At 71.2% G+C, this 23,444-nt stretch carries 22 protein-coding genes and 1 pseudogene; 14 read left to right on the top strand and 9 right to left on the bottom strand.

Features of this window, described 5'->3' with window-relative positions:
• Window positions 1-239: 239 nt before the first annotated feature.
• Entirely contained in the window at window positions 240-962 is a 723-nt protein-coding gene (locus ABEA33_RS01195; protein WP_345524686.1) for a DUF4191 domain-containing protein, read from the bottom strand.
• 40 nt (window positions 963-1,002) lie between these two features.
• Window positions 1,003-1,947 (bottom strand): lipoyl synthase, encoded by a 945-nt coding sequence (gene lipA, locus ABEA33_RS01190; protein ID WP_345524685.1) that lies wholly within the window; start codon window positions 1,945-1,947, stop codon window positions 1,003-1,005.
• An 81-nt stretch (window positions 1,948-2,028) separates the two neighbouring features.
• Between lipA and ABEA33_RS01185 the strand changes: the two genes are divergently transcribed.
• The gene (locus ABEA33_RS01185) at window positions 2,029-2,382 is read left to right on the top strand and encodes an ArsR/SmtB family transcription factor (protein ID WP_345524684.1); all 354 of its coding nucleotides are present in this window, start codon (window positions 2,029-2,031) and stop codon (window positions 2,380-2,382) included.
• Window positions 2,379-2,873, top strand: coding sequence for an SRPBCC family protein (locus tag ABEA33_RS01180; protein ID WP_345524683.1), 495 nt, complete (start codon window positions 2,379-2,381; stop codon window positions 2,871-2,873). The genes ABEA33_RS01185 and ABEA33_RS01180 overlap by 4 nt, the downstream gene beginning before the upstream one ends.
• Here the strand turns inward: ABEA33_RS01180 and ABEA33_RS01175 are convergent.
• The 3 genes and pseudogenes from ABEA33_RS01175 to lipB form a co-directional block, all read right to left on the bottom strand.
• Window positions 2,870-3,880: a hypothetical protein gene (locus ABEA33_RS01175; RefSeq protein ID WP_345524682.1), complete on the bottom strand. Its 1,011-nt coding sequence runs from the start codon at window positions 3,878-3,880 to the stop codon at window positions 2,870-2,872. The genes ABEA33_RS01180 and ABEA33_RS01175 overlap by 4 nt on opposite strands.
• Window positions 3,880-4,809, bottom strand: coding sequence for an ABC transporter ATP-binding protein (locus ABEA33_RS01170; protein ID WP_345524681.1), 930 nt, complete (start codon window positions 4,807-4,809; stop codon window positions 3,880-3,882). The genes ABEA33_RS01175 and ABEA33_RS01170 overlap by 1 nt, the downstream gene beginning before the upstream one ends.
• 10 nt (window positions 4,810-4,819) lie before the next feature.
• Window positions 4,820-5,533 (bottom strand): annotated as a pseudogene (lipB, locus tag ABEA33_RS01165) (lipoyl(octanoyl) transferase LipB); the annotation flags it as partial.
• Between the two features lie 344 nt (window positions 5,534-5,877).
• Between lipB and ABEA33_RS01160 the strand changes: the two are divergent.
• Complete coding sequence (locus tag ABEA33_RS01160; RefSeq protein WP_345524679.1) at window positions 5,878-6,351, top strand: hypothetical protein; 474 nt, start codon at window positions 5,878-5,880, stop codon at window positions 6,349-6,351.
• Here the strand turns inward: ABEA33_RS01160 and ABEA33_RS01155 are convergent.
• On the bottom strand, window positions 6,285-7,196 hold the full coding sequence (locus ABEA33_RS01155; protein ID WP_345524678.1) for a TIGR01777 family oxidoreductase: 912 nt from the start codon (window positions 7,194-7,196) through the stop codon (window positions 6,285-6,287). The genes ABEA33_RS01160 and ABEA33_RS01155 overlap by 67 nt on opposite strands.
• A gap of 82 nt (window positions 7,197-7,278) precedes the next feature.
• Here ABEA33_RS01155 and ABEA33_RS01150 point away from each other — a divergent pair, with 82 nt between their 5' ends.
• Window positions 7,279-10,098: a hybrid sensor histidine kinase/response regulator gene (locus tag ABEA33_RS01150; protein WP_345524677.1), complete on the top strand. Its 2,820-nt coding sequence runs from the start codon at window positions 7,279-7,281 to the stop codon at window positions 10,096-10,098.
• Between the two features lie 102 nt (window positions 10,099-10,200).
• Here the strand turns inward: ABEA33_RS01150 and sucB are convergent, their stop codons facing one another.
• Together sucB and lpdA are read right to left on the bottom strand one after the other, a co-directional pair.
• A complete protein-coding gene (gene sucB / locus ABEA33_RS01145; RefSeq protein ID WP_345524676.1) occupies window positions 10,201-11,955 on the bottom strand; it encodes a 2-oxoglutarate dehydrogenase, E2 component, dihydrolipoamide succinyltransferase in 1,755 nt (584 codons plus the stop codon).
• Between the two features lie 48 nt (window positions 11,956-12,003).
• The gene (gene lpdA, locus ABEA33_RS01140) at window positions 12,004-13,383 is read right to left on the bottom strand and encodes a dihydrolipoyl dehydrogenase (RefSeq protein WP_345524675.1); all 1,380 of its coding nucleotides are present in this window, start codon (window positions 13,381-13,383) and stop codon (window positions 12,004-12,006) included.
• A gap of 104 nt (window positions 13,384-13,487) precedes the next feature.
• Here lpdA and ABEA33_RS01135 point away from each other — a divergent pair, with 104 nt between their 5' ends.
• Window positions 13,488-13,856: a hypothetical protein gene (locus tag ABEA33_RS01135; RefSeq protein ID WP_345524674.1), complete on the top strand. Its 369-nt coding sequence runs from the start codon at window positions 13,488-13,490 to the stop codon at window positions 13,854-13,856.
• Window positions 13,857-14,006: 150 nt separating this feature from the next.
• Here ABEA33_RS01135 and ABEA33_RS01130 read toward each other — a convergent pair whose 3' ends face one another.
• Window positions 14,007-15,524, bottom strand: coding sequence for a leucyl aminopeptidase (locus ABEA33_RS01130; protein WP_345524672.1), 1,518 nt, complete (start codon window positions 15,522-15,524; stop codon window positions 14,007-14,009).
• Between the two features lie 53 nt (window positions 15,525-15,577).
• Here ABEA33_RS01130 and gcvT point away from each other — a divergent pair, with 53 nt between their 5' ends.
• The 9 genes from gcvT to dapA are packed head-to-tail and all read left to right on the top strand — an operon-like array spanning window position 15,578 to window position 23,435.
• On the top strand, window positions 15,578-16,681 hold the full coding sequence (gene gcvT / locus ABEA33_RS01125) for a glycine cleavage system aminomethyltransferase GcvT (protein WP_345524671.1): 1,104 nt from the start codon (window positions 15,578-15,580) through the stop codon (window positions 16,679-16,681).
• A gap of 3 nt (window positions 16,682-16,684) precedes the next feature.
• Entirely contained in the window at window positions 16,685-16,942 is a 258-nt protein-coding gene (locus tag ABEA33_RS01120) for a hypothetical protein (protein ID WP_345524670.1), read from the top strand.
• A gap of 23 nt (window positions 16,943-16,965) precedes the next feature.
• A complete protein-coding gene (locus ABEA33_RS01115) occupies window positions 16,966-18,531 on the top strand; it encodes a sigma factor-like helix-turn-helix DNA-binding protein (RefSeq protein ID WP_345524669.1) in 1,566 nt (521 codons plus the stop codon).
• Window positions 18,532-18,547: 16 nt separating this feature from the next.
• Entirely contained in the window at window positions 18,548-19,363 is an 816-nt protein-coding gene (locus ABEA33_RS01110; RefSeq protein WP_345524668.1) for a PhzF family phenazine biosynthesis protein, read from the top strand.
• A gap of 16 nt (window positions 19,364-19,379) precedes the next feature.
• Complete coding sequence (locus ABEA33_RS01105) at window positions 19,380-20,189, top strand: thymidylate synthase (RefSeq protein ID WP_345524667.1); 810 nt, start codon at window positions 19,380-19,382, stop codon at window positions 20,187-20,189.
• A gap of 8 nt (window positions 20,190-20,197) precedes the next feature.
• On the top strand, window positions 20,198-20,665 hold the full coding sequence (locus ABEA33_RS01100) for a dihydrofolate reductase (protein WP_345524688.1): 468 nt from the start codon (window positions 20,198-20,200) through the stop codon (window positions 20,663-20,665).
• Between the two features lie 38 nt (window positions 20,666-20,703).
• Window positions 20,704-21,546 carry a hypothetical protein gene (locus tag ABEA33_RS01095; protein WP_345524666.1) on the top strand — a complete coding sequence of 281 codons (843 nt, stop codon included), beginning with the start codon at window positions 20,704-20,706 and terminating at the stop codon, window positions 21,544-21,546.
• Between the two features lie 45 nt (window positions 21,547-21,591).
• Window positions 21,592-22,509 carry an LLM class F420-dependent oxidoreductase gene (locus tag ABEA33_RS01090; RefSeq protein WP_345524665.1) on the top strand — a complete coding sequence of 306 codons (918 nt, stop codon included), beginning with the start codon at window positions 21,592-21,594 and terminating at the stop codon, window positions 22,507-22,509.
• 29 nt (window positions 22,510-22,538) lie between these two features.
• Complete coding sequence (gene dapA, locus ABEA33_RS01085; protein WP_425577282.1) at window positions 22,539-23,435, top strand: 4-hydroxy-tetrahydrodipicolinate synthase; 897 nt, start codon at window positions 22,539-22,541, stop codon at window positions 23,433-23,435.
• Window positions 23,436-23,444 lie beyond the last annotated feature (9 nt).

The following is a 23,444-nucleotide window of genomic DNA, read 5'->3' as shown; positions in this document are numbered from 1 at the left end:
GCGAGCCATACCCCCAGCCTACGACTAACGAACCGCATTTTCCGTGCAGGACACTAGCGCGCCTCACACCTCAACCACCGGGGCACGGTGGTTGAGGTGCGAAGGCCGCTGGGCCTGAGCCTCGAAACCACCACGCTTCAGGCTGCTTCTCGGCTCACCGGGTCTCGACACGCCGGTCGCGGCTTCGTTCCTCAGCCGCGCGGCTACGCTCGACCACCGACGTAGATGCCGCTGGCGCGTCAGCGACCCCTCATCTGGCCGCGCATGCCCTTCATGCTGGTCGGGATCGGGCCCTTGGGCATCGGGATCGCCGAGCGATTGGCGTCGAGTGCCTTGAGTCGGTAGAGCACGTCGGTCATCTCGGCGGGCTTCACCTGGCGCCCCAGCTTCGTGACGTAGCGGGAGAGCTTGGGCAGCGGTACCTCGCCCTCGCCGTTGCCGCAGATGACCTCGTGGATCGGGATCTCGGCGGCGACCCGCTCGTGCTTGCGGCGTTCGCTGAGCATCAGCGAGCGGAGGCGGGTGGGGTTGCCCTCGCCAACCAGGACGATGCCGGGAGGGCCGACCACGCGGTGCACGACGTCCTGCTGCTTGGTGAAGGCGATGACCGGGTCGGTCTTCCAGCTCCGGCCGCGCAGCATCCGCAGCGCGGCGGCCGCGGCACCCGGCTGGCCATCCATCTGGCTGTAGGCGGCCTTCTGGGCGCGCCGGCCGAAGATGATCATTGCGAGCAGCGTGCCGAGCAGGAGTGCGCCGACGACCGAGATGATCGCGTGCAGGATGCCGCTCGTCGGGAGCAGCCAGAAGAAGACGGCGAAGCCCGCGGCCGCACCGACGATGAATGAGCCGAGGATCCAGACGCCCAGCAGAGGGTCGGACTTCTTGGCCATCCGGTAGGTCTCGAGGAACTGCCTGCTCCGGCTCATCTTGTCCGGGTCGACGGGCTTCGGGTCCTTCGCCATGTTCTGCTGTGCCTCGTTCTGGTGTGCTCGATGGGATGGGTCAGGCAGTGGCGACGCCCGCGCGGGCGTCCATCGCCTGACGGTACAGGCGACCGGCCCGGTACGACGAGCGCACGAGCGGTCCTGACAGGACGCCGACGAAGCCGATCTGCTCGGCCTCGTCGCGGAGCTCCACGAACTCGTGCGGCTTCACCCAGCGCTCGACGGGATGGTGGCGCACCGAGGGGCGTAGGTACTGCGTGATCGTGATCAGCTCGCAGCCCGCGCCGTGCAGGTCGCGCAGTGCCTGCGAGACCTCCTCGCGGGTCTCGCCCATGCCCAGGATCAGGTTGGACTTGGTGACCAGCCCGAAGTCACGCGCCTGGGTGATGACGTCCAGCGACCGCTCGTAGCGGAAGGCCGGCCGGATCCGCTTGAAGATCCGCGGCACCGTCTCGACGTTGTGGGCGAGCACCTCCGGGCGGGACTCGAACACCTCGCGCAGCAGGTCGGGCTTGCCGTTGAAGTCGGGGATCAGGTTCTCGACCCCGGTGTCCGGGTTCATCTCGTGGATGGCGCGCACCGTCTCGGCGTACAGCCAGGCGCCGCCGTCCTCGAGGTCGTCGCGGGCGACGCCGGTGATCGTGGCGTAGCGCAGCTCCATCTTCTGGACCGACTCGGCGACCCGGCGCGGCTCGTCGCGGTCCAGCGGCTGCGGCTTGCCGGTGTCGATCTGGCAGAAGTCGCAGCGTCGGGTGCACTGGTCACCGCCGATGAGGAAGGTGGCCTCGCGGTCCTCCCAGCACTCGAAGATGTTGGGACAACCAGCCTCCTGGCAGACCGTGTGGAGTCCTTCGGACTTCACCAGGCTCTGCAGGTGCTTGTACTCCGGGCCCATCTTGGCCCGGGTCTTGATCCACTCCGGTTTGCGCTCGATCGGGGTCTCCGCGTTGCGCACTTCGATTCGGAGCAGCTTGCGTCCTTCTGGGGCGGGAGCTTGCGTCACGAGAGCCAGCCTACGCGCGCGAGCCAGCCGTTCCCGATTCGGGTCATTGCCTGATCAGTAACCAGGTGGTTACCTGATGACGTGGACCCCTACGCGGCGCTCGCCGACCCGGTACGACGCTCGCTGCTGCGGGCGCTGGCGGGTCGTCCGCAGCGGGTCGTGGACCTCGCCGACGGGCTCCCGATCTCGCGGCCGGCGGTGAGCAAGCACCTCCGACTGCTGGCCGAGGCGGGACTGGTGACCGTCGAGGCACGCGGCCGCGAGCGCCACTACGCGCTCGTCCGGGAGGGACTGGCGCCGGTCACGGCGTACGTCGACTCGCTGGTCGTGCGTACGCAACCCCTGACCGAGCACGCCCTGGACGCCCTGGATACCGAGGTCCGCCGTACGGGGCGCGAGCGCCGACAGACCACCCCGACAGAGGAGACCGCATGAGCACGCAACCGACCGGCCGGATCGAGACCGCGGACGGCGTACGGCGTCTCGTGATCGAGCGCGAGTTCCGGGCGCCGATCGACGACGTATGGGCTGCGGTCACTGAGTCGGATCGGCTCGCGCGCTGGATCGGCGTCTGGACCGGGGATCCGGCGTCGGGACGCGTGCAGTTCGCCATGACGGCCGAGAGCGAGGACGCGACGGCGAACGACATGGAGATCCGGGAGTGCGACCCGCCGCGCCGCCTGGCCGTCACCTCCCAGGTCGGCGACGAGCGGTGGCAGCTGGAGCTCGATCTGGTGGAGCGCGACGGGGTCACGGTGCTGACGTTCACCCAGCCCGACATCGACCCGGCCGTCGCCGACAGCGTCGGTCCGGGCTGGGAGTACTACCTCGACCGCCTGGGCGCCGTCCTGACCGGCGGTGACGTGGCCGCGATCGACTTCGACCGCGACTACTACCCGGCGATGGCCGAGCACTACGGCGGTTAGGGCACGTCTCGCCGGCGGAACGTGAGGACCGAGGGCACCGCGGCCAGCGCGAGCAGGCCGAGCAGGTACGCCGAGCCGCCGGCCAGCGTCAGCTTGTGCTCAGTGCTGTCCCCGCACTCCTGGATCTCGTTGCCGAGCTCATCGGTCGTGGACGTGCAGACCATCTCGCCGTAGTAGGTGGTGCCGTCGAGCATGACGGCGGCGATGTTGGTCTGCGGCATCCAGCGCTCGTTGTCGGGGAAGGCGATCAGGGCCAGCAGGATCGGCGCCAGGATCGACAGCCCGAAAAGCACGCCGAGGGTCACCACCGTGCTGCGGAAGAGCATGGTGACCGCGTAGGCGCAGAGCGCGCAGAGCGCCGCGAGCGCGGTCCCGCGGATGCCCTGCTGGTAGCCCTCCCAGACGCTGTGTCCCGACGGGTCGAGGCTGCGGGCGCCGGCGAGCACCCACAGCCCCGTCCAGTACGCCGCGAGCACGACTGCCGCGATGGCGCCGCTCGCCAGCGTCACGACGAGGCCCTTCGTCAGCCACACGCGGCCTCGTCGGGGCTCGAACAGCAGCTGGTTGCTCATCGAGCCGGTGTTCCAGTCGTGCCCGGCGAACGTCGTACCCGCCAGCGCGAATAGTACGGCGAGCAGCGCGATGACGACCACTCCGGACCCGGCGTCGCGCTCGGTGTCGAGGTTGAGCGGCTCGCGGAAGGCGTACCAGTCGAGTTGCGGGAGGGTCCACTCCTCGCACGTGGTCTGCACGTCCTCGCCCGGCGGGACGCCGAAGTCGTCGGGGTTGTCGAGGCAGTCCTTGAGGCTCTGCTGGGTTTCGATCGAGTTGGTGTCGCGGTCCACCTGTGTCTGGAACTCGGCCATCTCGGCGTCGGAGTAGGAGCGCGTGTTCCACGCCGTGATCGCGAACACCAGGATCGGCACGAACAGCGCGAAGGCCACGAGCACCTGGACCGCACGACGCCAGCGCAGCCGGGTCAGCTCGACTCCCACCAACCGGCGCATCAGGCCGCCCCTCCCAGCTGGTCTCCCGCCGTGAGCTCCAGGAAGACCGTCTCCAGGTCTGCCCGCAGCGGGGTGAGCTCGGACAGCCAGATCCCGGCGGCGCCGAGCGCCTCGGTGACGGCCGCCGGACGGTCGGTGTCGACGAGCAGCTCGTCATCTGTCCCGGTGAGCGTGAACCCGGCGCCGGTGAGCACGCTGCGCGCAGTGGCCGGGTCGGGTACCGCGACGCGGTAGGACGTGCTGATGCCGATCAGGTCGTCGACGCGGCCGGACGCGAGCATCCGACCGTTGCCGATGATCGTGGCCGACGTACAGACCTGCTGGACCTCGGCGAGGATGTGCGAGCTGAGCAGCACCGTGACGCCCGACTCGCCCAGCTGGCGGATGGTGTCGCGGATCTCGCGGATGCCGGCGGGGTCGAGGCCATTGGTCGGTTCGTCGAGGATCAGCAGCTCGGGCGACTTGAGCAGGGTGGCGGCGATCGCGAGCCGCTGCTTCATGCCCAGTGAGTAGGCCTTGTAGCGGTCCTGGTCGCGGCCGCTCAGGCCGACGGTCTCGACGACCTGGTCGACTGCCGCGTCGACGCCTCCCGACGGCCCTATCGTGCGCGCAAGCAGGGTCAGGTTCTGGCGGCCGGTGAAGTGGGGGGAGAACTTCGGGTTCTCGACCACGGCGCCCACCCGGTCGATGACCGAGGGCAGCCGCTGGGGCACCGGCTCGCCGAAGAGCCGCATCGAGCCGGAGGTCGCGGTGGCAAGGCCGAGCAGCATCCGGATCGTCGTGGTCTTGCCCGACCCGTTGGGTCCGAGGAAGCCGTGCACACCGCCGGCCGGCACGGCCAGGTCGAGGTCCTGCACGGCGACCCGCACGCCACGACGGCTGCGGAACTCCTTGCGTAGACCTTGGGTCTCGATGACGAGGTCAGTCACCGACCCGAGGTTAGGGCGTCAGCAGCTCGATGCGCGGGTGCCGCGCGGGGTCGGGACGGGCGTCGTAGTCCGGAGTGGCGTCGTACGGCGCCCACGCGAGGTAGTCACTCAGGTGCCGCTCGACCGTCGGCAAGACCTCGGCGGTCGTGACGTCGCGACCGAGCTCCTGGCTGAGCGAGGTGACGCCGGCGTCGTCGATGCTGCAGGGGACGAACCGGTCGAACCACGCGAGGTCGACGTCGCAGTTGAGCGAGAAGCCGTGCATCGTGACACCGCGGCTCACCCGGATCCCCAGGGCGGCGATCTTGCGCTCCGGACCGCGGTCGTCGGCCCGCAGCCAGACGCCGCTGCGACCGGGCACCCGGGCCGTGGTCACGCCGAGGTCGGCGCACACCTGGATCAGGGCCTCTTCGACGCGGCGTACGTAGTCGACGACCTTGACGTGCTCGGGCAGCCTGACGATCGGGTAGCCGACCAGCTGGCCGGGGCCGTGGAAGGTGATCGTGCCCCCGCGGTCGACGTCGATGACGGGCGCGCCGTTCGGGTCGACCGGACGGTCGTGTGGCTGGGTGCGCTTGCCCGCCGTGAAGACGGCGGGGTGCTCGAGCAGCAGCGTCGTATCGGCCTGCTCGCCGTCGGCCACCCGCTGGTGCACCTCGCGTTGGAGATCCCACGCGGCCAGGTAGTCGACCAGTCCTACGTCCTCGAACCTCACGCTACGTGCCTCACATCGGCGAGCCTACGCCGCGACCCAGGAAGGCCAGCTGCGTGGTCAGCATCCGGCGCCAGCACGCCGTCGAGTGCGTCGAGGCCGCGGTCGGACAGCAGAGGGAGGAACTCCTCGGTCACCATCGCGCCGGTGTCCTCACCGTCCGAACGGAGGTGCCTGTACGACGTGCCGCCGCGCCGTTCAGGCCGAGGCGCGTCTCGATCGTGGGCCGACCGCGCCGGCAGCAGCGGCCGCGGTGACGGCGGCACCCCCGTCCAGGAACTCACGGCGGCTGACCACGGCGTCATCCTCCTGTGGACAACCTGCTCGGAAGGCATCGGCACGGGTAGGAGACGCCGATGAGACCGGAACTGTTGTCGATGTGCCTGTCGGTCTGTCTGACCGGCGGCGCACCTGCGGCGTCGGCCGTGCTGCACGAGTGGGACGACCGGCGGGCTGCGGCCTGGGCGTCGAGTGACGTCGCGGAGGTGCGGTCGCTCTACGTCCCCGGCTCGCCCGCCGGTCGCGCCGAGGTCGCGATGCTGCGAGCCTGGCGCGAGCGCGGGCTCCGGGTCGAGGGGATGCGGATGCAGCTCGTCGACCTCGACGTACGTCGAGCCTCGGCCGCGCGTCTCGACCTCGTGGTGACCGACCGGCTCACCGGAGCGGTCGCCGCCGGGCCCGGTGTACGACTGCCGCTGCCGCGGGACCGTGCGACCACCCGGCGGGTGGTGCTGGTGCACGAGGGCGGGCTGTGGCGGGTCGCTCAGTCGGTCGAGGGGGCGAGACCGCTGCGGACCACCTCGTGGACGGTGCGGTCGCGGAAGGAGTAGCCGCTGTCCTCGAGCACGTCCGGCCGGAGGTCGATCGAGCCGAGAACCTCGCCGGCCACTGGGCCGGCCCCGATCTTGACGGCGAAACCCGGTGCCACGAGCAGCGCCTTGCGGTCGAGCGTGCGGGCCAGAGCCTCGGTGAACTCCGCGTTGGTCGGCGTCGTCGGGCAGCAGAGGTTGACCGGCCCGGAGACCTCGTCGTGTTCGATGAGGTGGAGCGCGCCGCCGACCCAGTCTCGCAGCGAGATCATCGCCATCCGCTGACGTCCGTCGCCCAGGCGCGCGCCGAGACCCAGCTTGGTGAGCAGCCGCAGCTGCTTGAGCGGCGCGGCCGAGCGGTCCATGACGGGAGCGGTGCGCAGGAAGCACACCCTCGCGCCGGCCTCGATGGCCGGATCTGCCGCCGCCTGCCACTCGCGGCACAGGCTCGTCATCAGGCTGTCGCCGCGGCTGTCGGATGCCTCGGTCACGACCTCGTCGCCGTGGTCGCCGTACCAGGCGATCGCGTTGCCGGCGAGGTACGCCGGGCGCCGAGTGCTGTCGGCGATCGCATCGGCCAGCAGCCGGGTCGTCGTCAGCCGGCTCTCGCGCAGCTTCCGCTCCCACGTGCGTGAGTGCGGGTTGCCGATCGTGGGTGCCCCGGCCAGGTTGACCACCACGTCGGCACGCTCGATCACGTCGCGCTCGTAGACCCCGGCGTACGGGTCCCAGCTCGACTCGTCGGGCGCCGAGGTCGGGCGCCGGGTGAGAGCGATGACGGCGTGTCCGCGCTCGACGAGCTGCTCGCTCAGGTGCCGGCCGAGGAACCCCGACGCCCCCGCGATCACGACAGTGCGTGCGTCCATGACTCCAGCCAACCACGCCGCGCCCCATCGGGACTGCGCCGATTGTGTGTGTGCGAGCCGCGGATGGGGGAGCATCGCCCTTATGACGACGATCGGACACGGCGAGGACGTGTCACGTGAGTCCCTGGTCGAGGAGCTCGAGCGCCGCGGTCGGGAGCTCGCTGAGGCGCAGTCGATCGCCAAGGTCGGCAGCTGGGAGTTCACTGCGTCGGATCGTGTGCTGCGGTGGTCGGACGAACTGTTCCGAGTGCTCGAGTTCGAGCCCCAGTCCTTCGAGCCGACGGGGGAGACGCTCTTCGAGCGGCTGCACCCCGAGGACCGCGCGATCGTCGAGGCGGCGTACGCCGCGATGTCCGGGGCCGGGGAGCCGATGTCGTTCGACGTCAGGCTGCGACCGGTGCACGGCCAGCCCACCCGGTGGGTCCGGGTGCGTGGCCGGGCGGTGATGGACGAGACCGGTGTCCTGGTGCGCGCCGCCGGGACCGTGCAGGACATCACCGAGAGCAAGGAGGCCGAGCAGGGGCTGGCCTTCCTGAGCGCGATGGCGGCGGCTGCCAACGAGGCGCCGACCCTCGGTGATGCGCTGCTCGCCGCGGACACGATCGTGCGCCCCTTCACCCAATGGCCGGCTATCATCGTCTCGGCCCCTACCCCGGCCGATCCGGGCGCGCTGGTGCACTTCGACGCCGGTTGGCGCGACTTCGGCCCCGCAGACCTGGCCTTCGCTCGGTCGATGGCCGACGAGGTGTCCGAGCGGCTCGACATCATGCAGCGGGTCGGGCCGTCTGGCACCGTCTTCGTGGCCGGTCCGGCCGTGGTGCGCGACCGGCTCGCCTGTGTCGTGGTGTCCGACAGTCGCGCTGCGGCCTCGCCGCGCCCCTACGAGCTCGCGATCTTCACGCAGATGCTCGCGCTGCTGGCGACCGTCGCCCAGCGCGAGGAGGTGGCGGCGCAGCTCGCCACCGCCCGGGACGAGGCGTTGGCGGCCTCGCGCGCGAAGTCGGAGTTCCTCGCCACGATGAGCCACGAGATCCGCACCCCGCTCAACGGCGTGATCGGCCTGTCCGAGTTGCTCAGCAGGACCGAGCTCTCGACCCACCAGCGCCGTTTCGCCGATGGCATCGACCAGGCCGGCCGGGCGCTGCTCGCGCTGGTCAACGACATCCTCGACCTCTCGAAGGTCGAGGCCGGCAAGCTCGAGCTCGAGGAGGTCGACTTCGACCCCCGCGACGTCATCGAGCGCAGCGTCGCCCTGGTGGCCGAGAGCGCGTCCGGCAAGGACCTCGAGCTGGTGATCTCGAGCGTCGACCAGGTGCCGACGCTGGTCCGGGGTGACCCGGTCCGGTTCGGGCAGGTGGTGACGAACCTGGTCGCGAACGCCGTGAAGTTCACCGACGTCGGCGAGATCGTCGTCCGGGCGAGCGGCACCGGCTCGTCCGCCGTACGCGTCGAGGTGACCGACACCGGCATCGGCATCGCGCCCGAGGCCCAAGGTCAGCTCTTCACGGCCTTCTCCCAGGCCGACAGCTCCACGACCCGACGGTACGGCGGGACCGGGCTCGGGCTCGCGATCAGCGAACGGATCGTGACCGCCATGGGCGGGGAGATCGGCGTGGAGAGCACGCCCGGGGAGGGCAGCACGTTCTGGTTCACGGCACCGTTCCTGCCGCCGACCGGGGTCAGCTCGCCAGCCATGCGCGAGGGCGCGGTCGCCGGCCTGCGGGTGCTGGTCGTCGACGACAACGCGACCAACCGCTTCATCCTGGCCGAGCAGCTGCGCGCCTGGGACGTCGACGTGACGGTGGCGGCATCCGCCCAGGAGGCGCTCGGCGAGCTGGACGGGTCGCTGCGCCGGGCCGACGGGTACGACGTGGTGCTGCTCGACTACATGATGCCGGACGTCGACGGGGAGCAGCTGGCCCGCGCGATCCGGTCCGACGAGCGGCTGCAGGGGCTGCGGCTCGCGCTGCTGTCCTCGGCCCTCGAACCGTCGGCGGACTGGCTGGAGAGCGCCGGGATCGACACCTTCGTCTCCAAGCCGATCCTCGCGTCGAGGCTGCTCGACGAGCTCGCCGTGCTGGGCGGTCGCTTCGACGCCGGCCGCCCCGAGCGGGCCCAGCTGCCGGCGCCGCCGACCGGCGGCGCCCGCGGCCGGGTGCTCGTGGTCGAGGACAACGCCGTCAACCAGCTCGTCGCGACCGGGATGCTGCACCACCTCGGCTGCGCCGTGGTCATCGCGCATGACGGGTCGGAGGCCGTGGCGGCGCTCGCCGACGACCAGGACGGGTTCGACGCGATCCTGATGGACTGCCAGATGCCGGTGATGGACGGATTCGACGCGACCCAGACGATCCGGGCGATGGGCGGCTCCCTGGAGCGGGTGCCGATCATCGCCATGACCGCCTCGGCCACCGCGGAGGAGCGCGAGCGCTGCCGCCAAGCCGGGATGGACGACTTCCTGTCCAAGCCGGTCGACGCCGAGCTGCTGGCCGCCACCATCGCACGATGGCTGCCGGGTGACTCCGGCGACGTACCCGCTCCGGCGCTTGTCGGAGAGGTCTCGGCAGCCGACGACCGGCTGCGCGAGCTGATGGACGAGGGCTTCGACGCCGACCTGGTGCTGCGGATCGTGGACCGGTTCGGATCGAGCGCGCACCAGACGCTGGTCGAGCTGGTAGCCGCCGCTGCGGCAGCCGACGGCCCCGCTGTCGCGGATTGTGCACACCGGCTGCGGGGGAGTGCCGACAACGTCGGGCTGCGCAGCCTGGGCGCCCGCTGCCTGGAGGTCGAGCTGGCGGCGCTCGACGGCGCCGTACCCACCGGGCGTCAGCTCGACGAGCTCCGGGTCGCCGTCATCGGCGCGATCGATGAGCTGGTCGAAGCGAGCGCCTGGCTGCAGTGACCGCGCTGGATGGCCCGAAATCGCCGAGTCGGCGCAAAGTGACCCCGGCAGGGGCTACTTTGCGCCGACTCGTGGGTCAATCTGCGCCGACTCGGCGATCAGTCAGACTTCGAACTGGCCGGCCTCGAGGCGCTGCTTGACCTCGCGCAGGAAGCGACCCGCGTCGGCACCGTCGACCAACTGGTGGTCGTAGGTGAGGGCCAGGTAGACCATGTGGCGTACGGCGATCGTCTCGCCGAGGTTCGGGTCGTCGATGACGACCGGGCGCTTGACCACGGCACCGGGGCCGAGGATCGCCACCTGGGGCTTGTTGATGATCGGGGTGTCCCACAGGGCCCCGAAGCTGCCCAGGTTGGTGATCGTGAAGGTGCCGCCCGAGAGCTCGTCCGGCCCGATCTTGTTGGTGCGCGTGCGCTGCGCGACGTCGGCGATCTTCTTCGCCAGACCGGCCACGGACAGGTCGCCCGCGTCCTTGACGACCGGGGTGAGCAGACCCTTCTCGGTGTCGACCGCGAACGCGATGTGCTCGCGGTCGAAGTAGGTCACCTCGCCGGCCTCGGTGTCGATCGTGGCGTTGAGCGCCGGGTGCTGCTTCAGCGCGTCGATCGCGGCCTTGGCGAAGAACGGCAGGTAGGTCAGCTTCACGCCCTCGCGGGCCAGGAAGTCCGCCTTCACGGACTCCCGGAGACGCGCGATGTTGGTGACGTCGACCTCGACCACCTGGGTCAGCTGGGCCGAGGTCTGCAGCGACTCGACCATCCGGCTGGCGATGATCTTGCGCAGGCGCGAGATCTTCTCGGTCTTGCCGCGAAGCGGCGACGGGCTGACCGGGACCGGCGAGGCTGCGGCGGCGGCGGGCGCTGCCGCGGCCGGGGCTGCCGCGGCGGGCTGCTGGGCGCGGGCCGCCGCGTCGAGCACGTCCTGCTTGCGGATCCGGCCGCCGACACCGGTGCCGCTGACCGAAGCCAGGTCGACACCGTGCTGGGTCGCGAGCTTGCGGACCAGGGGGGTCACGTAGCCGGGGCCGTCGCCACCGCCGACCGGCTGCTCGGGGTCCTTCGTCGCGGGCGACTGGGCGCTCGGGGCGGGGGCTGCGGGGGCCTTGGCCGGCTCGGGCTCGGGCTTCTTCTCTTCGGCCTTGGGGGCGGGCTCGGGCTCGGGCCCCGGCTCTGGCTCGGGCTCCGGCTCGGGCTTCTTCTCCTCGGCGGGCGCGGGCGCGGAGCCGGCGTCGCCGACCACTGCCAGCTCGGCGCCGACCTCCACCGTCTCGTCTTCCTGGACCTTGATCTCGAGCAGGGTGCCCGCGACCGGGGACGGGATCTCGGTGTCGACCTTGTCGGTCGAGACCTCGAGCAGCGGCTCGTCGACGGCGACGTCGTCGCCGATCGACTTCAGCCAGCGGGTGACGGTGCCCTCGGTCACCGACTCGCCGAGTGCGGGCAGCGTGACGGACGTACCGCCGCCACCGGAGGGCTTGGTCTCGGCCGCAGGCTTCTCGACCTCTTCGGCGGCGGGAGCGGGCTCCGCGGCGGCCTCGGGCTCCTGGGCCTTCTCCTCCTCGGGCTCCGGCTCGGGCTCGGGCTCCGGCTCGGCCTGGGCGGAGTCGCCGCCACCCTCGCCCTCGTCACCGATCACGGCCAGCACAGCGCCGACCTCGACGGTGTCGTCCTCGTTGGCCTTGATCTCCAGGAGCGTGCCGGCCACCGGAGAGGGGATCTCGGTGTCGACCTTGTCGGTGGACACCTCCAGCAACGGCTCGTCGACCGCCACCGAGTCGCCGACCTGCTTGAGCCAGCGGGTGACGGTGCCTTCGGTGACGGACTCGCCGAGTGCCGGGAGGTTGACTTCGGTGGCCATGGAGTTCCTTTGCGTCGAGATCTTGTGGGTCTGGTTTATCAGGCTGTGTCAGGCATGGGCGTGCAGCGGCTTGCCGGCGAGCGCGAGGTGGGCTTCGCCGAGCGCCTCGTTCTGGGTCGGGTGGGCGTGCACGAGGGGAGCGACGTCGTCGGCGTACGCCTCCCAGTTGTAGATGAGCTGCGCTTCGCCGATCAGCTCGCCGACACGATCACCCACCAGGTGTACGCCGATGATCGGCCCGTCCTTGCGGCGGATGAGCTTCACGAAGCCCTGCGTCTTCAGGATCTGGCTCTTGCCGTTGCCGCCGAGGTCGTAGGTGAGCGTCTCGATGCCGTCGGCGCCGTACGTCGAGGCCGCGGTCGCCTCGTCGAGCCCGACCGAGGCGACCTCGGGGTGGGAGTAGGTGACCCGCGGAATGCCGGCCTCGTCGATCGGCTGCGGGTCGAGCCCGGCGACGTCCTCGGCCACGAAGATGCCCTGCTGGAAGCCGCGGTGCGCCAGCTGGAGCCCCGGGACGATGTCGCCCACGGCGTACACACCCTCGAGGCTGGTGCGGCACCGCTCATCGGCGAGCACGAACCCGCGGTCCATGGCGACACCCTGCTCGTCGTACCCGAGACCGTCGGTGACCGGGCCGCGGCCGACGGCGACGAGCAGCAGCTCGGCCTCGATCACGTCGCCGCCTTCGACCGTCACGGCGACGCCGGTGTCGGTGGTCTTCACGCTCTGGAACGGCGTGCCGGTGCGGAAGTCGATCTTGCGCTTGCGGAAGGCGCGCTCGAGCGCCTTCGAGGACGCTTCGTCCTCGACGGCGAGCAGCCGGGGGAGCGCCTCGACGATGGTGACCTCGGCCCCGAAGCTGCGCCACACGCTCGCGAACTCGCAGCCGATCACCCCGCCGCCGAGCACGACCACCGACGCGGGCACCCGGTCGAGCTTCAGGGCGTGCTCCGACGTGATCACCCGCTCGCCGTCGACCTCGAGGCCGGGGAGGCTGCGGGCATAGGAGCCGGAGGCCAGCACGACGTGCTTGCCGGCGTACGTCGTGCCGTCGACCGTGACCTGCTTGGGGCCGGTCAGCCGGCCGGCGCCCTCGATGACGGTGATGCCGCGGCCCTTGATCAGGCCGGCGAGGCCCTTGAAGAGCCGGGAGACGACGCCGTCCTTGTAGGCGTTGACCCCGGCCATGTCGACGCCCTCGAGCGTCGCGCGGATGCCGAAGGTCTCCGACTCGCGGGTCTGGTCGGCGATCTCGGCCGCGTGCAGCAGCGCCTTGGTCGGGATGCAGCCCACGTGCAGGCAGGTGCCGCCGAGGTTGCCCTTCTCGACCAGCCCGACCTTCAGTCCGAGTTGGGCGGCGCGGAGGGCACAGGCATAGCCACCCGAGCCCGCACCGAGAATCAGTACGTCGAAGTCGGTGTCAGCCACTGGACCATCTTTGCACTTCTGACCCGCCAGTCCACACCGCCCTCGTTGCTACTGGACCGTCACTATCGCCACACCGCGTTGCTGGACTTGGCACACTGGTCCCTATGTCATGGATGGACCGCTTCCGCCGCGGGTCGAAGGTCAAGATGAGCGGCCCCGCGCGCGACGCGACGCGCACCGGCTCCACGCGCGTCCGCGCGTCGGACTCGATGGACCTCGACCACCTCTTCACCTGGGCGGCCGAGCGTCGCGGCGTCGAGGGCTTCGTCGAGCCGCGCACCGCAGTCAGCGACGTGACGCTGCTGCTCGTGGCCCACGACGGCGAGTGGACCCGTCGCCGGGTGCCGTCGGCGAAGTGGGCGCACGAGTTCTGCAACAAGCAGCAGATCCCGTCGTACGACGCCGCCGTGGTCGGCATCCCCCAGCGGATGCGTGACTACAACCGTCGCAAGAAGCTGCAGGGTGGGGCTTAGGCGGTCGACTCGGGCCAGGGTGGGGGGCGGTTTCATCAAGGGATGAGGTCGAGCCTGCACTCCCCTCGACGTACTCACCGCGGGATGTGCGGCTTCACCCTCATCCCTTGATGAAGCTGTCACTTGATGAAGCTGTAAGAAGCGCGCCGCCTACTCCGATGCAGCCAGCGTCCGGGCGAAGTCCACGAGCGTACCGACGGCGACGCCGGTGCCGCCGGCGGTGACGTGACCCCACGGGCCACCGGAGTTGAAGGACGGGCCGGCGATATCGAGGTGGGCCCAGGGGATACCGGCGGTGAACTCACGCAGGAAGGCCGCGGCGTAGAGGCCGCCGCCCCAGCGGACCCAGTCGTGCTGGGCCAGGTCGGCGATCTTGCTGCCGTGGATCCGGTCGGTCATCGCCTCGGGGATCGGCATCGGCCACATCTCCTCGCCTGCCGTCGCGGCTGCGGCGAGCACGTCGGCGACGATGTCCTCGGAGCCCATGACGCCCGCGACCCGGTCGCCTAGGGCGACGACCATGTGACCGGTCAGGGTCGCCACGTCGAGGATGATGTCGGGCTTCTGCTCCGTGGCGCGCACCAGCGCGTCTGCCAGCACGAGCCGGCCCTCGGCATCGGTGTTGAGGATCTCGACCGTGGTGCCGCCGTACTGGGTGAGCACGTCGCCGGGGCGCAGGGCGCTCCCGGAGACCATGTTCTCGGCCATCGGCACGAAGGTGCTGACCTTGATCGGGAGGCCGAGGCTGGCGATCACGTACGTCGCCTGGACGACGGCGGCGGCACCGGCCATGTCGGACTTCATCTCACCCATGCTCTGCGCCGGCTTGATGGTCAGGCCGCCGGAGTCGAAGGTGATGCCCTTGCCGACCAGCGCGAGGTGGTGCTTAGCGCCCTTGGGGGAGTAGCTCAGCTCGACGAGCCGCGGAGCGGCAGCCGAGCCGGCGCCGACGCCGAGGATGCCGCCGCAGCCGAGCTCGGCCAACGCGGTCTCGTCGAGGACCGTGATCGCGACCTTGGGGGCTCCGCGGCCCTTCGTGAGCTCCTTGGTCGCCGCGGCGACGGCGTCGGCGAAGGCGGGCGGGGTCAGGTCGCCTGGAGGTGTGTTCACCCAGTCGCGGGTGACGGCCACGGCCCGGGCGACGAGCTGGGCCTCCTCGAAGGCCGCCGTCATCTCCTTGCGGCGCGCGCCCTCGCTGAGGATCACGACCTCGCCGGGCGCTCCGCTCTCGGCGTCCGTCTTGGCTCCGCCGGACTTGTACGCCGTGAACGTGTAGCCGCCCAGCAGGTGGCCCTCGGTCGCGGCGCGGACCAGCTCCGGTGAGCCGGCGGGCAGGGCGATGGCCACGGAAGCGGCGTTGCCGACCGATCGCGCGGCGACACCCGCGGCCCGGCGTACGGCGACGGCGTCGACCTTCTTGCCCAGGCCGACCAGCACCAGGAGCGGCGAGGCGATGGTGCCCGAGGTCGGGACCTTGACGCTCTCTCCGGCCTTGCCGGTCACCCCGAGGGTGGCGAGCAGCGGGCGCAGCTTGCGGCCGTAGGCCTTGCCGACCTCGTCCGCGCCGTCGGCCAGCTCGGTGCCCTTCGGCGTCTGCACGACCCCCACGACCACCGCGTCGCATCGGGTCTTCGCGGGGTTGGCGCTGCGAAGCGTGTAGGTCGTCACCGGGGCAGGATAGCCGCGCCGTCGCCACTACCGACTGAGGTAGGTTCGCGGCCATGGCTGACCTCCTGCGCTCTCCACTTCACGACCGGCACGAGGCGCTCGGTGCGAAGTTCTCCGCATTCGGCGGCTGGTCGATGCCGCTCGAGTACGCCTCCGGGGTGGTCAAGGAGCACACGGCCGTCCGTGAAGCCGTTGGCGTCTTCGACGTCAGCCACCTCGGCAAGGCGGTCGTCGCCGGCCCGGGCGCCGTCGACTTCGTCAACAGCACCCTCACCAACGACCTGCGCCGCATCGGCCCGGGCCAGGCGCAGTACACGCTGTGCTGCGACGACGCGACCGGCGGTGTGGTCGACGACCTGATCGCCTACGTGTACGGCGAGGAGCGGGTGCTGCTCGTCCCCAATGCGGCCAACACCGCGGAGGTCGCACGCCGGCTGGCGGCAGCCGCCCCGGCCGGGCTGACCATCACCGACGAGCACCGCGACCACGCCGTACTCGCCGTCCAGGGCACCAAGTCCGACGAGGTGCTGGCCGCGATCGGGTTCCCGGTCGGCCACGACTACATGTCGTTCGCGGTGGCGGCCTTCGAGGGCGCGGACGTCGTCGTCTGCCGCACCGGCTACACCGGTGAGCGCGGCTACGAGCTGATCGCCCCCAACGCCGTCGCCGTCGCCCTGTGGGACGCGATCATGACCGCGGGTGCGCCGTACGGCGTCCTGCCCTGCGGCCTCGGCGCCCGCGACACCCTCCGCACCGAGATGGGCTACCCGCTGCACGGCCAGGACATCTCCCTCGACGTCACGCCCAACGAGGCTCGGCTGGGCTGGGCGGTCGGCTGGAAGAAGGACGCCTTCTGGGGTCGTGAGGTGCTCGCCGCTGAGCGCGAGACCGGTCCGAAGCGGGTGCTGCGCGGCATCGTCGCTACGGGCCGCGGCATCCCGCGGCCGCACATGTCGGTCAGCCTGACCGCCGACGTGCCGGTCGGCGAGGTCACCTCCGGCACGTTCTCACCGACGCTGCGCAAGGGCGTCGGGCTCGCCCTCGTCTCGTCGTCCGTGGCTCCCGACGCCGAGGTCGGCGTGGACATCCGCGGCCGGCGCGAGGTCTTCCAGCTCGTGAAGCCACCGTTCGTCGACCCGTCCGTGCGAGAGGCCTGACCATTGAACCTGCCCGACCAGCCGCCCACGTTCCGCCCCCCGACCCCCGCCGAGCGCCCCTGGTGGTGGCGCCTGGAGAACAGCGCCGGAGCCGAGGTCACTGTCACGGGTGAGCTTGCGGACCAGCGCTTCGCCAGCCAGGCCGACGCCGAGTCGTGGGTCGGCGAGATCTGGTCCGACCTCGCCGCCGAGGGCGTCGACGCGGTGGTGCTCTTCGAGCATGACCGCCAGGTCTACGGGCCGATGTCGCTGCACGCGTAACGCCAGGGGAGCAGGATGCTCCCATGCCCAGGGACGACGCCGACTTCGCGGCCTACCTGGCTGCGCGGTGGCCGTCCCTGGTGCGCACGCTCGTGCTGCTCGGCTGCGGGCGACCCGAGGCCGCGCAGGTCGCGCAGACCGGTCTCGCGCGGTGCCACACCGCCTGGGACCGGGTACGCCGCGCCGACGACGTCGACACCTACGTCCATGCCGCGGTCCTCGGCAGCCTGCACAAGCACCGCCGCCGCGTCCCGGCCCCGCCGGCGCCGGCCGCGCCGGCGAGCGAGGACGCGACCGAGGACGAGCTGCTGCTGCACGCGCTCCAGGTCCAGCTCGACCGACTTGACGTCGACGAGCGGGAGGCGGTGGTGCTGCACTTCGCCGCCGAGCTCTCCGAGGACCAGGTCGCCGACGTGCTCGACGTACCTCTCGAGTCGGCCCAGGCCCGGATCACGCACGGGCTCGGCCGGATGGACCTCGGCGGTTCGCAGGACGTGTTCCGCCGGGGCAGCGAGTCGATCGAGGTGCCCGCCGCCCCGGTCGACGAGGTGGTCGCCGAGGCCCGTGACCACCGGCGGCGACAGGTGCGCTGGGTGGTGACCGGCGTGGCGGCGGCCGCCGTCGTGCTGGGCGGCCTGACGTGGCTCACCGACCGCGAGCCGTCGGAGCAGGACGGTCCGCTCCCGCCGGCGGACGTTACTCGGGTGGAGAACCCGGTGCAGGTGGCGTGGTACGCCAACGGCCGGCTGCACCTCGAGAAGGTGGCCGTGGCGGTGCCGGCGGTCACCGACCTCGTCGAGCTCAACGGCGGCGCGGTGTACGGCGACCACGAAGGCACCGTCGCCTTCGTCGCCGCGGACGGCGAGCGGCGTCGGATCGGGCACAAGGACCCGGGCAATCCGCTGGTCTCGTCGACCGAGGACGGGGAGAGCTGGGCTGCCTGGATCGATCCGGGAGAGGACGGCGGCACCGGTCCGGCACTCCAGGTGTACGACGTCAGCGCGGGCGAGCTGCTGGCCACGAGAGACGTCCCGTCCGACGCACGCACGGTCGCGATCGACCAGCACCAGGTGTTCTACGAGGGGTCCGACGGGGCCTTCGCCTGGACGCCGGGGGCGAAGGGGGCCGTGAAGCTCGAGCGGACCGGGCTGCTGGACGTGGAGTCCGCCAACCGCGTCTACCAGCTCGATGGCTCCATCGACATGGTGCAGTCGTTCTTCAACGTGTCCTTCGCCCGGCCGGGCACCGGGGCGCTGATCTCCGCGGGTGGAGTCTTCGTGCTGAGCAAGGTCCCCGGGCCGGGGGTCGCCGAGGGAAGACCGTTCCGGCCGCTCCTGTACGACGCCACCTCCGGATCGCGGAAGCCGAGCGGTGTGGGCGTCGACGAGCGGGCGGTCGACGCCGCCTTCTCGAGGAACAACACGGTCGTCTACTTCGTCGCCCAGGTCGCGGACCTCGTCGGCGGGTCCGACCTCGACGGCAACCTGGTCCCGCTCCTGGTCCTGCGCACCTGCGCCACCGAGAGTGGCAGCTGCATGGACCTCGCGCCGGTGCAGTCGGGGCCCGACCGCCCCGTCCTCGCTCACTGACGACTACCGTCGGAGCATGCGTTTCAGCCAGGTCGACGTCTTCTCCAGCGAGCAGCTGCGCGGCAACCCGGTCGCGGTCGTGCACGGCGCCGACGGCCTCACCGACGAGCAGATGGCGGCCTTCGCCCGATGGACGAACCTGTCGGAGACGACCTTCCTCCTCACCCCGACCGACCCGGCCGCCGACTACCGGCTGCGGATCTGGACGCCGGGCGGCGAGCTGCCGTTCGCCGGGCACCCGACGCTCGGCAGCGCGCACGCGTGGCTCGAGGCCGGGGGAGTGCCCGCGGGCGCAGACATCCTCCAGGAGTGCGGGGCCGGGTTGGTCACGGTCCGGCGCGGCGACCGGCTGGCCTTCGCAGCGCCGCCGCTGATCCGGTCGGGACCGGTCGACGCGTCCGACCTCGCCGGCATCTGTCAGGCGCTGCGGGTCCCGGAGTCGGCGATCGTCGAGACGACCTGGATCGACAACGGGCCCGGCTGGGTGGGCGTGCTGCTGTCCGACGCGGCGGCGGTGCTCGCGCTCGAGCCGGACTGGGCGGCCTTCGGCGACCTCAAGATCGGCGTCGTCGGGCGGTACACCGAGGGGCCGCTGGCCGTCGAGGTGCGCGCGTTCTGCCCGGGCTACGGGATGCCCGAGGACCCGGTGACCGGCTCGCTCAACGCCGGGATCGGCCAATGGCTCGCGGGCGGCGTGCTGCCGACGTCGTACGTCGCGAGCCAGGGGACCGCGCTGCAGCGGGCCGGTCGGGTGCACGTGGAGCTCGTCGGCGACGAGGTCTGGGTGGGCGGCGAGACGCGCACGACGGTTGCCGGGTCCGTCGATCTCTGACGACTAGGCTCGGCGTGTGCAGAGCTACCTCGACCTTCTGCGACTGGTCCTCGACGAGGGCGTGGAGAAGAGCGACCGCACCGGCACCGGCACCCGCTCGGTCTTCGGGCACCAGTTGCGCTTCGATCTGACCGCCGGCTTCCCGCTGGTGACGACGAAGAAGGTGCACACGCGCTCGGTCTTCGGCGAGCTGCTGTGGTTCCTGCGCGGCGACACCAACGTCAAGTGGCTGCAGGACCGTGGCATCTCGATCTGGGACGAGTGGGCCGACGACGACGGCGACCTCGGGCCGATCTACGGCTACCAGTGGCGGTCCTGGCCGACTCCCGACGGCCGGCACATCGACCAGATCGCCCGGGTGGTCGACCAGATCCGGTCCGACCCTGACTCGCGGCGGCACATCGTCTCCGCCTGGAACGTCGCCGACATCCCGGACATGGCGCTGGCGCCGTGCCACACCATGTTCCAGTTCTACGTGGCTCCCCAGGAATCCGGCCCGGGCAGGTTGAGCTGCCAGCTCTACCAACGCTCGGCCGACGTCTTCCTCGGCGTACCGTTCAACATCGCGTCGTACGCACTGCTCACCCACATGGTCGCGCAGGTCACTGGCCTCGAAGTCGGCGACTTCGTGCACACGCTCGGCGACGCGCACCTCTACCGCAACCATCTCGACCAGGCGCGGCTGCAGCTGACCCGCTCGCCCCGGCCGCTGCCGCGACTGGTCCTGGATCCGTCGGTGACCGAGCTGGACGCGTTCGAGCTCGAGCACATCAGCCTCGAGGGCTACGACCCGTACCCGGGCATCAAGGCGCCGATCGCGGTATGAGGATCGTGATGGTGGCTGCCGTCGCTCGCAACGGCGTGATCGGCAACGGGCCGGACATCCCGTGGCGGATCCCGGGCGAGCAGGCCGAGTTCAAGAAGCTCACCATGGGCCATGTCCTGCTGATGGGCCGCACGACGTACGACTCGATCGGCCGGCCACTCCCGGGCCGCACCACGATCGTCCTCACTCGCGACCCGGCATGGGCCGCCGAGGGCGTGCTCGTCGCGCACGGTATCGACGACGCCCTCGCGCTCGCGGCAACCCTGCCTGGCGACGTCATGGTCGTCGGCGGGGCGCAGGTGTACGCCGCCGCGCTCCCGGTCGCGACCGAGCAGGTCATCAGCGAGGTCCCGCTCTCTCCCGAGGGCGACGTCCACTACCCGGCGTACGACCCCGACGCCTGGCTCGAGGCCTCCCGCGAGGTGTTCGACGGGTACGAGCGGGTGCGGTTGGTGCGGGCCGCCGATCGCTTGTAACGCGGACGCGGGATCACTCTGGCCACTAGCCTGCGGCCGTGACCTTCGACGTCGGTGTGCGCCTCCTCGCCGGCCTGGTGATCCTCGGCATCGTGACCTGGGTGCTCGTTCGTCCTCAGGAGGGGTTGGCCGCGAACCTCGGCGCTCGGTTCGCGAAGCGGTCCCGGGCTTGGGTGTCACCCCAGGACGTGGCGGAGGTCGACGCGGTCCTGACGGCAGATGTGCGCGCCCGCGGTGTCGTCATCGGGCTGGTGGGGGTCGGGTTCGTCGTGGCGTGGCCGGTGCCCGAGCCCGAGCCCGGGTGGACCTTCCTCGCCTTGGTGGGACTGTTGGCTCTGAGTCTCCAGGTCCTGGTCGAGCGCCAGGTGGCCGCGTTCCGGAGCTGGCGCTGCTTCGTCGGTGTCGGCGAGCCGGAGCCCGTTGCCGACTTCCTCGGGCCGGCCCAACGGGCCGTGCTCTGGCTGGCGGCACCCGTAGCGGCGTACCCCTCGATCAATGCGGGCGAGGTGGGAATGGGGTGCGCGGTGGGCACCGGCACCCTGGGCCTGGCCGGCTACGCCTGGTGGCAGCAACGCCGGATGCTGCGGCTCCGGTTCGAGCCCCGCGACGACAACCAGGCCTACCTGGTCGACGCCATCCGCGCGATGCTCGTCGAGCAGCACCTGGCGTTCCTGGCGCCCGTCGCCGTGGTGGTCGTGGTCTCCAGCGACATCGCGACCGGCGGGTTCGAGTTCGTCCTCATGGCGGTGCTCGCGGTTGCCGTCGTGGGGGCGCTCGTCGAGCTGCGTCGCCCGCCGCGGTTCCGCCGGCGCCGGTGGCCCCGGCTCGTCGAGCGGCAGGTGGTGCTCAACGACGGCCGCCCGTACCCGTGGGGCGCATGAGACCCCGCGTCACCGGTGTTGGGCTCGCCTGACAGGCTGGGTCGCATGGAGCTGCGTATCTTCACCGAACCCCAGCAGGGCGCGACGTACGACGACCTGATCGCGGTCGCCCAGGAGGCCGAGCGGCTCGGGTTCGGGGCGTTCTTCCGGTCCGACCACTATCTCGGGATGGGCACGGACGGGCTGCCGGGGCCGAGCGACGCGTGGATCACGCTGGCCGGCATCGCCCGCGAGACCAGCACGATCCGGCTCGGCACGATGATGACCAGCGCGACCTTCCGGCTCCCCGGTCCGCTCGCCATCAGCGTCGCGAACGTCGACCAGATGAGCGGCGGCCGGGTCGAGCTCGGCATCGGCGCGGGGTGGTTCCAGGAGGAGCACACCAAGTACGGCATCCCGTTCCCGAACACGGGGGAGCGGTTCGACCGGTTCGAGGAGCAGCTCGCGATCATCACCGGCCTGTGGGCGACCGACAGCGGGTTCACGCACGAGGGCGAGCATTACCAGGTCGTCGACTCGCCCGGACTGCCCAAGCCCACCCAGGCCAAGCCGCCCATCCTCATCGGAGGCGTCGGCAAGAAGCGGACGCCGGAGCTGGCGGCCCGCTACGCCGACGAGTTCAACCTGCCGTTCGTCGACGAGGCGACCACCAGGACCCAGTTCCAGCGGGTTCGTGAGGCCTGCGAGGCCCAGGACCGGGACCCCGCCACGATGCGCTGGTCCAACGCCCTGGTGCTCTGCGCCGGCTCCGACGAGGCCGAGCTGGAGCGTCGCGCGGCCGCGATCGGGCGCGACAAGGACGAGCTGCGCGAGAACGGCCTGGCCGGCACTCCGCAGGAGGTCGTCGACAAGATCGGGCGGTACGCCGAGCTCGGCGCCGAGCGGCTATACCTCCAGGTGCTGGATCTGTCCGACCTCGACCACCTGCGCCTGGTTGCCCGCGACGTGATGCCGAAGGTGTGACGAGTGCGCGGAGCGATAACCTGTCACCTATGACGTCCGTGCCCGCCGCTCCGTTCGGCCACGTCCTCACTGCCATGGCCACGGCGTTCCACGCCGACGGGTCGGTCGACCTCGACGGCACCGCCCGGATCGCGACCCACCTGGTCGACAACGGCCACGACGGCGTCGTGGTCTCCGGTACGACGGGCGAGTCGCCGACCACGACGACCGAGGAGGACGGCGCGATCCTCGCCGCCGTCAAGGACGCCGTGGGCGACCGCGCGACGGTGGTCGCCGGCGTCGGCACCAACTCCACGGCGCACTCGATCGAGCTCGCCGAGCAGGCGGCCAAGGTCGGCGCCGACGGGCTGCTGCTGGTCACGCCGTACTACAACAAGCCCGGCCAGGCCGGCGTCCTGCACCACTTCACCGAGGTGTGCCGGGCGTCTGACGTCCCGGTGATGCTCTACGACGTCCCCGGGCGCACCGGCACCCAGATCTCCCTCGAGACGTTCGAGGCGGCCAAGCAGCTCGACACCGTGGTCGCGGTCAAGGACGCGGTCGGCGACTTCGCCCGCGGGGTGAAGCTCACCGAGCTGGGCTACGCCGTCTACTCCGGCGACGACATCAGCAACCTCGGCTGGCTGGCGCACGGCGCCGTCGGGTTCGTCTCCGTCGTCGGCCACGCCGCCGGCGTGCAGACCAAGGCGATGGCCGACGCCTTCTGGGCCGGCGACTCCGCCGAGGCCCTCACCATCTTCACGCGGCTGCTCCCCGCGATCGACGCCGTCATGGGCGTCGCCAACTACGGAGCCACCACCGCCAAGGCAGCACTTCAGCTGCTCGGCGTCCTCGACAACCGGAACGTGCGCGCACCCCTGGTGCCGCTCACCGACGACGAGGTGGCTGCGCTCCGCGTCGGCCTCGCCGCATCCGGTCTCCTCTAGAACGGATCC

The organism is Nocardioides endophyticus (assembly GCF_039543845.1).
Taxonomy (GTDB): Bacteria; Actinomycetota; Actinomycetes; order Propionibacteriales; family Nocardioidaceae; genus Nocardioides; species Nocardioides endophyticus.
This window is presented reverse-complemented; position numbering and strand designations above follow the sequence as displayed.